The following is a 14,511-nucleotide window of genomic DNA, read 5'->3' as shown; positions in this document are numbered from 1 at the left end:
TGCGGGCCCGCACCCATAGCAGCGCGCCCCGCCCTCCTGCCACCGACAGGGCTGATGACACCCCGATTCGCCCCCGGGTTCGCAACTGGGGGCCGCGCCAGGAAGAATCGGGGTGCGCACCGCCAGGTGGTGCCCGGTGGTGAGACGCTGCACGGGGCGGGATTTCGCGGGCCGAGGTCGTGGGACCAGGGCTCGTACGGGGAGGTGGCAGGCAAGTGGAACAGCTGACGCAGCACGACCCGAGACGGATCGGCCCGTTCGAGGTGCTGGGACGGCTCGGAGCCGGCGGCATGGGGCTCGTCTATCTCGCGCGCTCGGCATCGGGCAGACGGGTCGCGATCAAGACCGTCCGCACCGAGCTCGCCGAGGACCAGCTCTTCCGCGTCCGGTTCACCCGCGAGGTGGAGGCCGCCCGCGCGGTGAGCGGGTTCTACACCGCCGCCGTGGTGGACGCCGACCCGCGCGCCGCCGTGCCGTGGCTGGCCACCGCGTACGTACCGGCCCCCTCGCTCGAAGAGATAGTGAACGAGTGCGGGCCCATGCCCACCCAGGCCGTCCGCTGGCTGGCCGCCGGTATCGCCGAGGCCCTCCAGTCCATCCACGGTGCCGGGCTCGTCCACCGCGACCTGAAGCCGTCCAACGTGCTCGTCGTGGAGGACGGCCCCCGGGTCATCGACTTCGGCATCGCCTCCGGGGTGTCCAACACCCGGCTGACCATGACGAACGTCGCCGTGGGCACCCCCGCCTACATGTCGCCCGAGCAGGCCCGCGACTCGCGCAGCGTCACCGGCGCGAGCGACATCTTCTCGCTCGGCTCGACCCTCGTCTTCGCGGCCACCGGCCACGCTCCCTTCCACGGCGCCAACCCGGTGGAGACCGTGTTCATGCTGCTGCGCGAAGGCCCCGACACCGAGGGGCTGCCGGACGAACTCCGCCCGCTGATCGAGTCCTGCATGCAGATGGACCCGGCCCGCCGCCCCAGCCCCGCCGACCTCCAGGCGCAGCTCGCCCCGCACCTCTTCGCCTCGGGCAGCGACGACAGCGGCACCGCGTCGGCCTGGCTGCCCGGCCGGGCCACCGCGATGATCGAGCGGCGGCGCGGCGGCGGACGCACCATGGCGCCCGCCCCCGCGCAGGTGGTGGCCCCGCCGCCGCCCCCGCGCCCGCCGGCCGCCGACTGGGACACCAACCGGCTGCCCGAAACCGCTCCGGTGCCGCCGCCGCCCGCCCGGCCCGCGCTGCCCATCGGCCCCGGACCCTCGGCAGGTCCCCCGGCACCGGCAGCGCCCTCGACCGACGGCGGACCGGTCCGGCTGATCGGCGCGAAGGTCGCGATCGGGCCCGGTCCGCGCGCCGCCGAGATCCGGGGTGCCGCCGCCGCGCACCCGGCCGCCGCCACCGGGTGGGTCCGCCCGCCCGCCGGCCTCGCCGGTGCGCTCCCGGCCCCGGTCACCGCGCCCGTACCGGCGCCGACCACCGCCCCCGAGGCGGCGCCCGCCGCACCGGACCGCTGGCGCCCCTGGCGTTTCCGCATGTCCAACGACGTCTGGGGCACCCCGGTCGTCGCGGGCGGCCTGCTCTACGTCACGTCCTTCGAGATCCACGCGCTCGACATCGGCAACGGCCGGCGCCAGTTCAAGACCCGGGACGTGGCCTGGGCGATGGCCGTCGACGGCGGGGCGATCCACGCCTCCGACGGCCCCTCCCTCTACGCGCTGGACGCCATGAGCGGCGGTGAACGGTGGCGGCGGCGGACCGACGCCTGGGTCTACTCCCTCAAGGCCGACCGGGGCACCCTCCTGACCGGGACCCGGGGCGGCGGCGTCCAGGCGTGGGACGCGGGCGGCGGCGAACAGCTGTGGGAGATCGCCGGCGCCCAGACCGACTTCGAGACGGCGGAGGCCGGTCCGGCGCTCCACGACGGGATCGCGTACGTCTGGCAGGACGCCCGGCTGCGCGCCCTCGACGCCCGTACCGGCTCCGAGCGCTGGTCGTACCCCGTCGGTGACGCGGCCTCCTGCGGCGGTGTCCCGGTCCGCGTGACCCCGGCGCCGGACGGCAACGTCTACGTCGCGGCGGGCACCCGGGTGCTGGCCGTGGAGAGTGCCTCGGGCCATGTGCGCTGGCACTTCGAGGCGCCCGCCGTCTTCCTCTCGCCGCCCGCGTTCGCGCCCGGCCCGGCGGTGACCGGGGGAGGCGTGTACCTCGCGGACTACCTCGGTACGGTCTACGCGCTCGACGCCGCGAACGGCAAGGACCGCTGGCGCATCGCCACGGAGGCCCGCCACTCCATCGAACCCGTACTGGTCACCGGCGGGAACGTGCACGTCGGCAGCGGCAGCGCGCTCTACACCCTCGACGCGGTGACCGGCACGCCGAAGTGGCGGTTCGCGGCCGGGGGCGACGTCGTCGGCAGCCCCGTCGTCGCGGACGGGCGCGTGCACTTCGGCTCCGCCGACCACGTCCTCTACACCCTGGACGCGGCGGGCGGCACCCTGCGCTGGAAGCTCGCCACCGGCGGCGAGATCACCGGCTCCCCGGTCGCCCGCGCCGGAGTCGTCTACGCCTGCAGCAAGGACCGGTGCGTCTACGCGCTGGACGCGCTGAAGGGCACGGGGACGGGGAACAACCGGCCGCGGTGAAGGCCGTCCCCTTCCGGCAGACGACCGGCGTACGGCAGCCGCCTGCCAGGCACGTCCCGCGCGTGCCGCGCGTCGCGCGCGTCAGGGGCCGTCGTGCCGGCGGGGGTCCTCCGGACCGGTGTACGGGTCCGGTTCCGGCTCGGGATACGTGCTCGTCTGCGTGGACGGGCCCGGCTCCTGCGTGGGCGGCCAGGTGTCCGGGTGCTGGTAGCCGGGGGTGGGGTACGGCGCGGTGCGCGCGTCGTAGTCCGGGGTGCCCGCACCCGCGTCCGGTCCGCGCCCGCGCCGGCGGCGCCGGCCCGACATCACCAGGGAGCCGATCAGCAGCAGGAGGCCGCCGCCCAGGGCGAGCACCACTCCCCACTGGAGCCCGGAACCGTCCGGGTCCACCGTCAGGCTCCCCGTCGCCTGGCCCTGGCGGACCATCCACAGCACGGTGAAACCGAGCGCCACCACCCCGGCCAGCGCCACCACGAGCCGCGAGCGGAGCACGACCCCGGCGACGGCCAGCACCGCCACGACCAGGAAGGGCAGGAACAAGGAGACCATCACGGCCGACGAGGTGGTGGTGATCCCCTCGAAGAGGTCCCGCACCCGGTAATCGTGCCCGGGGCGGCCGTCGTACCAGTCACGGAAGGGGCTCAGGACGACGGCCGCCGCTCCTGCGAGAGCGACCACGGAGCCGAGGACGTTGCGGATCATCGTCAGCCTCCTGCGCCATGCGCGCGTACGTACCGACGGCGCACGCGCGGATACCTGCGCGACGCTCTCGCGCTCGACGCTACGCCCGACCCTCCGCCTCCGCGACTTCGAAGCGGCGCCGCGACCCCTGCCCCGCACGCCGCCGGGCGCCCGTCTTGTGCGCCTCTTCCGGTCCGTCCCGTCCAGTGCGCCACTGTCGGACCGCTGGGGCGATGGTTTTCGGCCCCAGGCGGGCACACCATGACCAATCCGTGACAGGGTCATGACGCAGCACGGGGCCTTCGCCCCGATGCTGGTCCGGAAACGAACGTCGGGAGAAGGCGCCGAGAGAAGGCGTCGCGAAGAAGAAGACGAGACACGAGGGGGGCTGCATCCATGATGCGGCAACAGATCAAACTGGCGGCGGTCCTGGCGGTGGTGGTGCTCTCACTCACCGGGTTCTCCAAGTCCAGCCACGGACACGGCCACAGCGGGTCGAGCCACAGCTCCGGCGGCGGTTGCTCCAGCTCCAGGTCGTCCAACGGCTACCACAGCAGCACCAGCGACAACGATGACGACGACTACGACGGCTCCGGTTCGGGCTCCGGATCGAGTTCCGGTTACAGCACGCCCACGGCCGATCCGACCACCGACTCCACGCCGTCGGCCGGCTCCGCCCCGACCGCGCGCGTGGTCACGTGCGCCCAGCCGGCGGCCGGTTCGCGCAAGGCGGTGACGTCCTCGCGGGTCGAACTCACCCCGACCAGCTACGGCACCTCCAAGGTCGACATCACCGTGACGTTCTTCGACTCCGCGGGCAACCTGCTCGACACGGCCCACAAGAAGGTCGAACTCGACGCCACCGACGGATTGGACCCGAAGACGTTCACGGTGCCCATGGCGTCCCCCGCCAAGGTGGACGAGGTGTACCGCTGCGACGCCACGGCGGTCCTCGCCCACTGACGTCGGAGCCGAACGGAACGCACAACGGAGAGAGGCCCGCCGCGACATCGTCGCGACGGGCCTCACCCGTTTCCCTACGGCTGGCTCTCCTGCCCCTGCTCAGGACGCACGACGGCCGCGGTGGCTCCCCCTCCGCGCCACCGCGGCCGTTCCCCCGTGTCCCGCGGCTCCCCCGAGCCCCGGGCCCCCGTAGTGAAAAAAGGTCTGTCAGGTGACGGGCTCCGACGTGGCGTGCATGTCGTCGGTCGTCGCCGTGCCGTCCGTGGCCTGCGCGGTCAGCAGCTTCGAGGTCCCCGTGGCGTGCATGTCCAGCGTGGTCAGCTCCTCGGCGGTGACCTCGGTGCCGGTGGCGTGCATGTCCTGGGTCGTGAGCTTGGAGTCCTTCTTGGCGTCCGCCATGTTCCGCTCCCCTGTGATTCTTCGTATCGGGTGCGCGAGGCCCGTCCGGCAGTTCCCCCGAAAACCGGCTGCCGTACGGGCCTCGCCAAGAGCCGCTCACCCTAGTGCCACGGCCCGCGGTCGCCCCGTCTGCCCCCCGACGCGACGGATCGACTAGAAGGAAGAGTGCCGGTCCGCGATAAACGAACGATGAACGTCCGCTGCCGGCGTCCCGCAGGACGTCACGCGGGCAGCACGGACGCGAACCGGTCCAGCAGGGCGCGTACCTCCGCGGCCTCGTGGGAGCCCAGACCGTCGTAGATCCCGAGCGCCTCGCGCCAGCAGACCTGCGCCCGGCCGAACTGGCCGATCCGCACCAGGGCCTGGCCCAGCACGGTGAGCACGTTGGCCTTCCGCCAGTCGCCCCCGATCCCGCGCAGCGAGGTCAGCGACTGCTCGGCCCCGGCGGCGGCCTGCACCGCGCGCCCGGCCGCGAGATCGACCTCCGCGAGACGGAAGAGCGTCATCCCCACCCACAGCCGCTGCCGGCTCTCGCGGAAGACCACCAGAGCCTCCTGCAACCGGTCCGTGGCATCGTCGAACGACTCGCTCTCGGTCAGCGCCATGCCCAGGGCGTAACGGCCGTTGGCGCTCCGCAGGGCGTGGCCCATGCCGTCGTAGATGTCCGTGCCCCGCTGCGCCAGCTCCACCGCGCTGCCGGTACGGCCGGTCGCCAGGTGGATACGGGACAGGTTGCACAGTGCGCTCGCCTCGCCCGGCCGGTCCCCGACCAGCCGGAACGCGTCGATGGCCTGGGAGAAGTACGTCTCGCCGTCGTCGTGACGGCTCTGGTAGAGCGCCATGATCCCGAGCGCGTTCGAGGCCCAGCACCCCGGCAGCGGGTCGAGCGCCGGGTCGACCAGCGCCATGATCCGCGCCGCCTCCTGCTCGGCCTGGTCGAAGCGGCCCGAGGCGTGGTGCACATCGGCGAGGGTGACCAGCGCGCGTACCTCCGCACGGCGGTCACCGCAGCCCGACGCCGCGCCCAGCAGCGCCAGCGCGGTCGTCTCGTACTCCTTCGCGTTGGCCCCCGACTCCCCGAGGTCCAGCGCCGCCCACAGCAGGTCCACCGCACGCCGCAGGGTCGCGGCCCCGGCGGACTGGCGGGCGCAGGCGAGGATCGTGGCCGCCTCCGCGTACAGCCAGTCCAGCGCCGCGTGCCGGTCGGCGAAAGCCAGCCCAGCCCGGCCGGCGGGCTCCAGATGGTCCACCAGCCGGTCGCCCGGCCGCTCCAGCGCGTACACGCCCGCGGCGGTCGCGAGATAGAAGTCGAGCAGCCGGGAGAGCGCCCGCGCCCGCTCCTCGGGAGGGTGCTCGTCGCGTTCGGCGCACGCACGCGCGTAGAGGCGGACGAGATCGTGGTACCGGTAACGCCCCGGCGCCGCCGACTCCACCAGGGAGGTGTCGACCAGCGACTCGAGGATGTCCTCGGCCACCTGCGGCTCCAGATCGAGGAGCGCCGCCGCGGCCGCCAGGGACACGTCGGGACCGTCCGCCAGACCGAGGAGACGGAACGCACGGGCCTGGGCGGGCTCCAACTGGCCGTAGCCCAGCTCGAACGTCGCCTTCACCGCGAGATCGCCCGCCCGCAGCTCGTCCAGCCTGCTCCGCTCGTCGGCGAGCTTGGCCGCCAGCACCGACACCGTCCAGGTGCGGCGCGAGGCCAGCCGCGAGGCGGCGATACGGATCGCCAGCGGCAGGAACCCGCAGGCGGCCACCACGTCCAGAGCCGCCTCCCGCTCCGCGCCCACCCGCTCCTCACCGACGATCCGGGTGAAGAGCTGCAAGGACTCCGCCGGAGACATCACGTCCAGGTCCACCAGATGCGCACCGGCCAGGTCGATCATCCGCACCCGGCTCGTCACCAGCGCGGCACACCCGGGCGTCCCGGGCAGCAACGGCCGTATCTGCGCCGTGTCGTGGGCGTTGTCCAGCAGAACCAGGACCCGGCGGCCGTCGAGCGTCGACCGGTACAGCGCGGCCCGCTCGTCCAGCGAATCCGGAATCGCCGACTCCGGGGTACCCAGCGCACGCAGGAACGCACCGAGCACGGTCTCCGGCTCGGCGACCCGGGCCCCCGCACCCTGGAGGTCCACGTACAACTGACCGTCCGGGAAGTGGTTCCGGGACCGATGGGCGACGTGCACGGCGAGCGTGGTCTTGCCGACGCCCCCTATGCCCGCCAGCGCCGAGACCGCCATCACCGAACCCTCGGCCGTCGCCAGCCGGTCACCGAGCTCGCGCACGAAGGAGTCGCGCCCGGTGAAGTCCGCCACCGCGGCCGGAAGCTGCGCAGGACGCACGGCGGCCGGCGGCACCGGCGCGGAGTCCTCGACGGGACGGGCCAGTTCGTCGTCGGCGGACAGGATGCGCTGCTGGAGCCGGGAGAGCTCGGGGCACGGATCGACCCCCAGCTCCTCCGCGAGGAGCCGCCGGGTGTCCGCGTACACCGCGAGCGCCTCGGACTGCCGGCCGCTGCGGTACAGCGCCAGCATCAACAGCTCGCGCAGCCGCTCCCGCAGCGGATGCGCGGCGGTGAGCGCGGTGAGTTCGGAGACCGCCTCCGCGTGGTGGCCCAGCTCCAGATCCAGATCGAGCCGTGTCTCGGCCAGTTGGAGACGCCACTCCTCCAGGCGGGTGCGCTGGTTCTCCGCATACGGCCCGGGCACGGAGGCCAGCGTCTCGCCGTCCCACGCGGCCAGGGCCTCCGCGATCAGGTCCCGGGCCCGCGCCCGGTCGCCGGACGCCCGCGCCTTCTCCGCCGCGCTCACCGACTCCTGGGCCCGACGCACGTCGAGGGAACCCCCACGGAGCCGGATCGCGTACCCGCCGGACTCGCTGACCAGCACGTCCTGCCCGAGCACCTTGCGCAGCCGGGAGGCGTACGTACGGATCGCCGCCAACGCCCGGGGCGGCGACTCCTCGCCCCAGATGGCGTCGATCAGCTCGGCGGCGGTCGCGGTACGGCCGTCCCGGAGGAGCAGCGCCGCCAACAGGGCACGCTGCTGCGGGGAACCGGAGACCAGCGGGGTCTCACCGAGCCGGACCCGTACGGGCCCGAGGACGGCGAAGTGCAACGCGGGGGCGGGGGCTTCGTCTTGGGCGGGTTCGGGTGCGGGTGCGGGGGCCGGGGCTTCGTCGTGGGGCGGGGCTTCGTCGCGGGCCGGGGTGGGGGGGTGGACGGGGGCTTGGGCGGGGGCCGGGATGAGGGTTTGGTCGTTGGCGTCGTCGGCTCGGGATTCCGGCGCGGGGTGCGGCTCGGCCCCGGACACCGGCCCCTGCGTGGCGCGCTGCTCCGGAACGCGCACGCGTGGCCCGTTGTCGCGGTCCATTGATGCCCCCTGTCCTGCTTCCGCCCCGCCCGGTCCTGCTGTGGTCGCCGGCACCGGGACGCGGGGGAGCACCCGGGTGTGACGTGAGGGCGCTTCCGGATCGCTCCGTACCGTTGATACCGCTGTCGACAGTCTGCCTTGTCGCGGGCTACCCCGTCAGCACTGCGTGATGCTCTGCACAAGGCTTCGACAAAGGTCGCGGAACCTTGCCCAGCGGACGGGGTGCCGCCGGGGGTTGGCGGTGGGGCCCCGGTGGCCGATTCGGGGTCGGTGGTGGGTCGCTGGTGGCCGGTCGGGGGTAGGCAGGGCGTCGGCCGGGGGCCCGGCCGGGGTGTCCGGGCGGGCCCCCGGCCGGCGTGGGTCACGGGCGCGAGGTCAGGCCTTGACGATCGCCTGCTGCAACTCGGTCACCCACTTCTCCTTCTCCTCGGGGCACTCCAGGGTGACCTCCCGGGTGTAACCGACGGCCCGGTAACCGCTGTTGTCCAGCCAGCGGGCGAGTACCTGCTCGGTGGAGAGCACGGAGTCCATCGAGCCCCGGTGCACGAGGGTGGCCGCCTCGAACGCGGGCAACTCCACCACCCGGACGCCGCTGTCGCCGACCGGCCCGGCCGGCGCGGAGACCGTCACTCCGGCGTGCACGAGGACCGCGCCCGCCAAGGCGTCCCCGTCCGGCGTGTCCTCGTACCGGGCGATCCCCGGGCCGGTGGGCGTGACACCCGCCGCGGCCAGCAACGGGAACAGCCGCTCGTACAGGGGGACGATCACCGGGGTGATGTCCTGCGGCCGGTACCCGGCGGCCGTGCCGGTCAGCTCGGCGATCCGTACCGCCGGAACCTGCTTGATGACGACGTCGTCGGTGTCCATGCGTCCCTCACTCTCGATCGACCGGAGTCGCGCCTCCACCTGGTTGAGCCGCGCTGCCGCCGCTGCCATCGCCGCCTCCAGCTCCGTACGCCGCAGCCGCAGCATCCCGCGCAGCTCCTGCGCGGTGATCTCGTCGTCGAGGATGCTCCCGACCTCCTGGAGCGTGAAGCCGAGATCCTTGAGGGCGATGACGCGGTTGAGGCGGGCGAGTTGGGCGGCGCCGTAGAAGCGATAGCCGTTGACCGGGTCGGTACGGTCCGGACGCAGCAGCCCGATCGCGTCGTAGTGGCGCAGCATGCGGGGCGATACCCGTCCGTACCTGGCGAAATCTCCGATGGTGAACATGATGTCTCCGAGTGCACGGCTTCACACGGTGTGAGGGTCAAGGGCGGCGCGGAACGAGAGGGCGACGTACGGAGGCGGAGTACGTCAGCGGCGACGTGTGGAGGTGGAGCGCGGAGGCGGCCGCGCGTATGCGGATGCGCGGAGAAGGGGCGCGGAGAAGGGGCGCGGAGAAGGGCGTAAGGCGGAGCAAGGCAGGAGCCCCGTCCCTTGCCGAAGCAAAGGGCGGGGCTCCTTGGATACTGCTTACCGGCCGCGATCGGCCGACCCGGGCAACTAGACCGGGGTGACGTTCTCAGCCTGCGGGCCCTTCGGACCCTGAGTGACGTCGAAGTTCACGACCTGGTTCTCCTCGAGGGAGCGGAACCCGGACGCGTTGATCGCGGAGTAGTGAACGAAGACATCCGGGCCGCCGCCGTCCTGGGCGATGAAGCCGAAGCCCTTTTCAGCGTTGAACCACTTGACGGTTCCGGTAGCCATAAAGCCCTCCTTGGGCCAAAGGGTTGCCCTGCTCCAGAACCTGCAAAGAAGTCTGAAAACTACAAAAGCCTGCGGGTTACATGATCCGCAGGCTTTGTACTGCAAGGGAAACCAAACTGCAACTTGCGGGCGAGCCTAGCACGCAGCCTCTGGGGAGCGGTAGAGGGAAAGATCACTTCACTCGAATGTTTGATTGGGTGATCCGATAGGTGACCGGCGCATCGCGCGGCGGGTGCCGAAGCGGGTGCGGGGGCGGCTGTGAGGGCGGGCGCGGGGGCAGGTCGGGGCGGGCTGCGGGGAGGGGCGCGATGGGGGCGCGTAGAGGGCGATGGTGAGGGGCGCGAGGGGGCGCGAAGCGTGGCGTGGAGGGGTGCGCCGAGGGGGCGGAGCGCGTAGGGGGGGTGGCGCTGGCGCGGGTGCTGTCGGAGCGGGCCTCGGAGGGGTCCGGTGGGGGTGGGCGGTGTCGGGGTACGCACACCGGAGCGATCACCGCACCGACAGCCCCGCGCCGATGCCCCACCCCCGCCCACCGGTCCACCGGACCCCGCGATCGGTCGCGATCGCGCCGGGATCGCCTCTGTGGTCGCGCCCGTGATGGCGCCCCTGACAGTGCCCCTGACGGTGCCTGTGATCGCCCCGGTGATGCTGTCGCCGGGACGCAGGTCTAGCCTCGCGATGTGGACAATTCAACCGTCTCTCCCGTCGAAGGCGGCCATCGCCGCAGCCGGCCCCGCGTCGGCCACATCCAGTTCCTGAACTGCCTTCCCCTCTACTGGGGGCTGGCACGGACAGGGACCCTGCTCGATCTGGAGCTGTCGAAGGACACCCCGGAGAAGCTCAGCGAGCAGCTGGTCAAGGGGGACCTGGACATCGGCCCCATCACCCTGGTGGAGTTCCTGCGCAACGCCGACGACCTGGTCGCCTTCCCCGACATCGCTGTCGGCTGCGACGGCCCCGTCATGTCGTGCGTGATCGTGTCGCAGGTGCCCCTGGAGCAGCTCGACCGAGCGCGGGTGGCCCTCGGTTCGACCTCCCGCACCTCCGTCCGGCTGGCTCAGCTGCTGCTCGCCGAGCGCTACGGGGTGCAGCCCGACTACTACACCTGCCCGCCCGACCTCGCCGCGATGATGCAGGAGGCGGACGCCGCCGTACTGATCGGCGACGCCGCCCTCCGCGCCAACCTGCACGACGCCCCACGTCTCGGCCTTCAGGTCCACGACCTCGGTCAGATGTGGAAGGAGTGGACCGGGCTGCCGTTCGTCTTCGCCGTCTGGGCCGCCCGCAAGGACTACCTGGCCGCCGAACCGGAGTACGTCGACAAGGTGCACAAGGCGTTCCTGGCCTCGCGGGACGTGTCCCTCGAAGAGGTCACCAAGGTCGCCGAGCAGGCCGCGCGCTGGGAAGCCTTCGACGCGGAGGTGCTGGAGAAGTACTTCACCACCCTCGACTTCCGCTTCGGCCCCGACCAGCTCGCGGGCGTGAAGGAATTCGCCCGGCGGACCGGCGGCGCCACCGGCTACCCCGACGACGTGCGCGTCGAGCTGCTCGACAGCTGACCCCCACTGACCCCACGCCGTCCGGCCGCCTGCCGCCTGCCGCCTGCCGCCTGCCGCCTGCCGCCTGCCGCCCACGGGCCGGGTGGCGGGACGGCCGGGTGGTCTGACGGCCTGTGCGGTGTGGGTACGGGGGGCCCAGCTCCGGTCCGGTCTCCCGCGCCCCCGGTCCTCCGTATCCCCGGCCTCCCCGTGCCCGTGCCTGATGGGCCCCGCGGACGGGGCCCCGCCGTCCCGATGAGCACGTACCGTCCGCCGCGCATGCCCTGCGGCCGGCACGTGCTCCGCCGCATGCGCTCGGGCAGGTACGCCGCCTCGCCGCCGCCGCCTCGCCGCCGCCTCGCCGCCGCCCCGCCTCCACTACCGCCCCGCGCCGCCGGCCCGGCGCGACCCTCGGGGCACCCCAGAGGTAGCCCCGGTGGCGGTCCCCAGATGTCCGCGGCGACGACCCCGGATCTCCCCGGTGGCTGCCCCGCGATGTCCCCCGGTGTGCCGAGCCGGTGTGCGGCGTCAGCGGCACGGTCGTCCGCGTGATCCGGTCCGTCGTGACGGCTCGATTCGGTGGTGATCCGTTCCTCCCTCTTCGCGTTCTTCGCGCTCTCGCCGCCCCTTCCTCTCGCTTCTCGACTTTCGCCGTCTTTCGCGGCTTTCTTCCCGAACGCCCGATCCTCCGACGCCGTTCTCCCGTGCGGTCCGGGGGTGCCCGAGGCGAAAGCAAGCTGCGACGCCACGGAGAGGGCGGCGAAGTGTGCGGGACTCCCCGCGCCGGCCGCCACTCCTACCCCCCGGTAGGGAATGGCCGGGCGGCGAGAGGCCTTCGGTGTGCGCACCCAAAGGGCGTCGTTCCTTCTCGTCGATGCGCTCTCCGCGTCATCCCTGTTTCCCCTTCCCCTATTCCTTCCGGGTGATCTCCTCGCTGATGCCCGAATTTCTGCGTCTTCGCGCGTTCCGGTTCCCCGCTCTTCTCTTTCCGCTCACGTTTTCTCCGCCCGTCGGTAACTCCTCTGCTTTCCTCTCCCGTCGAGGGAGTGCCGGGCGCGGAGTGGGGTCGTCTCCGTCGTCCCGGTAGGCGGGGGAGCGGAAGGGCGCGAAAAGCGGAATTCTGCATTCCGTAACGCGTGGAGGGGCATGCTTTCCGGTTGGGGGAATCGATGGAATGTTTCCCTGTGACCGGGCGACAGGCAGCCCTTACGCTTCGGTCGAGGTCCGGTCGCTTCACAGGGGGAGTCGTCATGCAGCCGCTGGAAGCCGGCGAACCGCGCACCATCGGCGCCTACCGGCTGCTCGGCAGACTCGGCGCGGGCGGCATGGGGCGGGTCTACCTGGGGCGGAGCGCGGGAGGCCGCACGGTCGCGGTGAAGGTGGTGCACCCGCATTTCGCCCTCGACGAGCAGTTCCGGGCCCGGTTCCGGCGCGAGGTGGACTCCGCGCGGCGCGTCGGGGCCCGGTGGACCGCTCCGGTTCTGGACGCCGACCCCGACGCACCGGTGCCGTGGGTGGCGACCGGATATGTGGCGGGGCCGTCCCTCTCGCAGGCGGTGACCCGGCACGGCGCACTGCCCGAGCGGGGCGTGCGGGCGCTGGGCGGCGGTCTCGCGGAGGCTCTGGGCGCCGTGCACCAGCAGGGCATCGTCCACCGTGACGTGAAGCCGTCCAACGTCCTCCTCGCGCTCGACGGACCCCGGCTGATCGACTTCGGCATCGCCAGAGCCCTCGGCGCCACCGTCTCGCTCACCTCCACCGGGGTCTCCGTGGGGTCGCCGGGCTACATGGCACCCGAGCAGTTCCGGGGAGGCGACATCTCCGGAGCGGCCGACGTGTTCTCGCTCGGCGCGGTCCTCGCGTACGCGGCCACCGGCTCCGCGCCCTTCCCCGGCGACTCCTCCGCGGTGCTCCTGTACAAGGTGGTCCACGAGGAGCCCGAACTCGGCGATCTCCGGGGCGAACTGAGGGACCTCATCGCCGCCTGCCTGGCGAAGGATCCGGCCGCCCGGCCCTCGCCGCCCGACATCGCCCGCGCTCTCGCCCCCGGCGGTGCGGCGGCCTCGGTGGCGGCGGGCTGGCTGACTGCCGAGCTCGTCCATGAGGTGAGCCGGGACGCTGTGGCGCTGCTCGACCTCGAACCCCAGGAGGGCCCGGTGCTGTCGGGCCCCGTCCCCTTCAGCAGTGCCTCGCTCGGCGTACCTCCCGCCGACGGGCGAGGCGTTGAGGACCGTACGACGGCACCCGACGACAGTGGTGAAGAAGGCGGCCAAGGAAGCGCGCACGCGGGCGCCCAGCCCTCCGACGCCCATTCCTCCGGCGCTCAGTCCTCCGGCGCCCAGCCCTCCGACGCTCAGTCGGCCGGTGCTCTCGGGGTCTTCGGTCCGCCGATCCCGCTGCCGGCCGAGCGGTCCGGAGACCGCTCCCCGTCGGACCCGCCCTTCTCCCCGCACGGGCCACGGTTCTCCGTCTCCATGAGCGCCGACAGGCTGCCCGAGCAACGGCCCGGGGCCCGGGCCGGGCGGAGGGTGAGCTGCACCGTCGCGCTGGCCGTCGCGGGTGCGCTGGCCGTCGTGGGCCTGGCCTCGGGCATGCTCGGCGACCTGCTGTCCTGGGGCGGCTCCGGTGATGCCGACAAGCGCAGCAGCGCCGCCTCGCCGCCCTCCACCTCTCCCTCCGGTCCCACGGACTCGGCCACGGGCTCCTCCACCGGCACCGGCTCGGGCACGCCGTCCGGCGATACCTCCTCCCCGCCCGCTCCGGGCGGCGGCGATCCCGGTGACGGAGAAGGAAGCAGCGGCGAAGGAAGCAGCGGCGAAGGAAATGGGGGCGGCGGGAGCGACGACGGGATCGCTGCCCTGCCCAAGGTGTTCGTGGGGACCTGGTCCGGACCGACCCTCGAACGCTCGGGTGCCTCGCACGGCATCCTCACCGCAGTCTTCACCGAGGGGAAGAAGGGCCAGGACGTCGTCCGGATGACCCAGTCGATCCGCTTCCTCGATTCGCAGGTCTCCTGTTCGAGCATCGGGACGCTCTCCTCCGGCACCGAGAAGGTGCTGAAGATCCATGAGCGCTCGGTCGCCGACAGCTCCGCGAGCCTCTTCTGCACCGGGGCCGAGGCGGAGCTGACCTTCACCCTCAACGACGACGGAACCCTCGCCTACCGGTCGTACGAGGAGGCCGCCGGACTTCCCACCGGCACGCTGAGCCGGTCCGGCCGCTGAACACGGC

9 protein-coding genes are annotated in these 14,511 nt (G+C 72.9%); 4 read left to right on the top strand and 5 right to left on the bottom strand.

Annotated elements, in window-relative coordinates:
- Window positions 1–215: 215 nt before the first annotated feature.
- A complete protein-coding gene (locus OG599_RS13945) occupies window positions 216–2,642 on the top strand; it encodes a serine/threonine-protein kinase (protein ID WP_327176290.1) in 2,427 nt (808 codons plus the stop codon).
- Between the two features lie 81 nt (window positions 2,643–2,723).
- Here the strand turns inward: OG599_RS13945 and OG599_RS13940 are convergent, their stop codons facing one another.
- The gene (locus OG599_RS13940; RefSeq protein WP_327176289.1) at window positions 2,724–3,344 is read right to left on the bottom strand and encodes a hypothetical protein; all 621 of its coding nucleotides are present in this window, start codon (window positions 3,342–3,344) and stop codon (window positions 2,724–2,726) included.
- A 375-nt stretch (window positions 3,345–3,719) separates the two neighbouring features.
- Here OG599_RS13940 and OG599_RS13935 point away from each other — a divergent pair, with 375 nt between their 5' ends.
- Window positions 3,720–4,286: a hypothetical protein gene (locus tag OG599_RS13935; RefSeq protein WP_327176288.1), complete on the top strand. Its 567-nt coding sequence runs from the start codon at window positions 3,720–3,722 to the stop codon at window positions 4,284–4,286.
- Window positions 4,287–4,493: 207 nt separating this feature from the next.
- Here OG599_RS13935 and OG599_RS13930 read toward each other — a convergent pair whose 3' ends face one another.
- The 4 genes from OG599_RS13930 to OG599_RS13915 all read right to left on the bottom strand — a co-directional run bounded on the left by OG599_RS13930 (window position 4,494) and on the right by OG599_RS13915 (window position 9,745).
- Complete coding sequence (locus OG599_RS13930; protein WP_327176287.1) at window positions 4,494–4,685, bottom strand: hypothetical protein; 192 nt, start codon at window positions 4,683–4,685, stop codon at window positions 4,494–4,496.
- A 221-nt stretch (window positions 4,686–4,906) separates the two neighbouring features.
- Window positions 4,907–8,056 carry an AfsR/SARP family transcriptional regulator gene (locus OG599_RS13925; RefSeq protein ID WP_327176286.1) on the bottom strand — a complete coding sequence of 1,050 codons (3,150 nt, stop codon included), beginning with the start codon at window positions 8,054–8,056 and terminating at the stop codon, window positions 4,907–4,909.
- Between the two features lie 375 nt (window positions 8,057–8,431).
- Window positions 8,432–9,268 carry a MerR family transcriptional regulator gene (locus OG599_RS13920; protein WP_327176285.1) on the bottom strand — a complete coding sequence of 279 codons (837 nt, stop codon included), beginning with the start codon at window positions 9,266–9,268 and terminating at the stop codon, window positions 8,432–8,434.
- A gap of 273 nt (window positions 9,269–9,541) precedes the next feature.
- Window positions 9,542–9,745, bottom strand: a complete 204-nt coding sequence (locus OG599_RS13915; protein ID WP_327176284.1) for a cold-shock protein — start codon at window positions 9,743–9,745, stop codon at window positions 9,542–9,544.
- A gap of 677 nt (window positions 9,746–10,422) precedes the next feature.
- On the opposite strand from OG599_RS13915, the gene OG599_RS13910 reads away from it, so the two are divergent.
- Both OG599_RS13910 and OG599_RS13905 read left to right on the top strand, forming a co-directional pair.
- Window positions 10,423–11,301, top strand: coding sequence for a menaquinone biosynthetic enzyme MqnA/MqnD family protein (locus OG599_RS13910; RefSeq protein ID WP_327176283.1), 879 nt, complete (start codon window positions 10,423–10,425; stop codon window positions 11,299–11,301).
- A 1,229-nt stretch (window positions 11,302–12,530) separates the two neighbouring features.
- The gene (locus OG599_RS13905) at window positions 12,531–14,504 is read left to right on the top strand and encodes a serine/threonine-protein kinase (protein ID WP_327176282.1); all 1,974 of its coding nucleotides are present in this window, start codon (window positions 12,531–12,533) and stop codon (window positions 14,502–14,504) included.
- The last annotated feature ends 7 nt before the right edge of the window (window positions 14,505–14,511 follow it).

The sequence above is a fragment of the Streptomyces sp. NBC_01335 genome, assembly GCF_035953295.1.
Lineage (GTDB): Bacteria > Actinomycetota > Actinomycetes > Streptomycetales > Streptomycetaceae > Streptomyces.
This window is presented reverse-complemented; position numbering and strand designations above follow the sequence as displayed.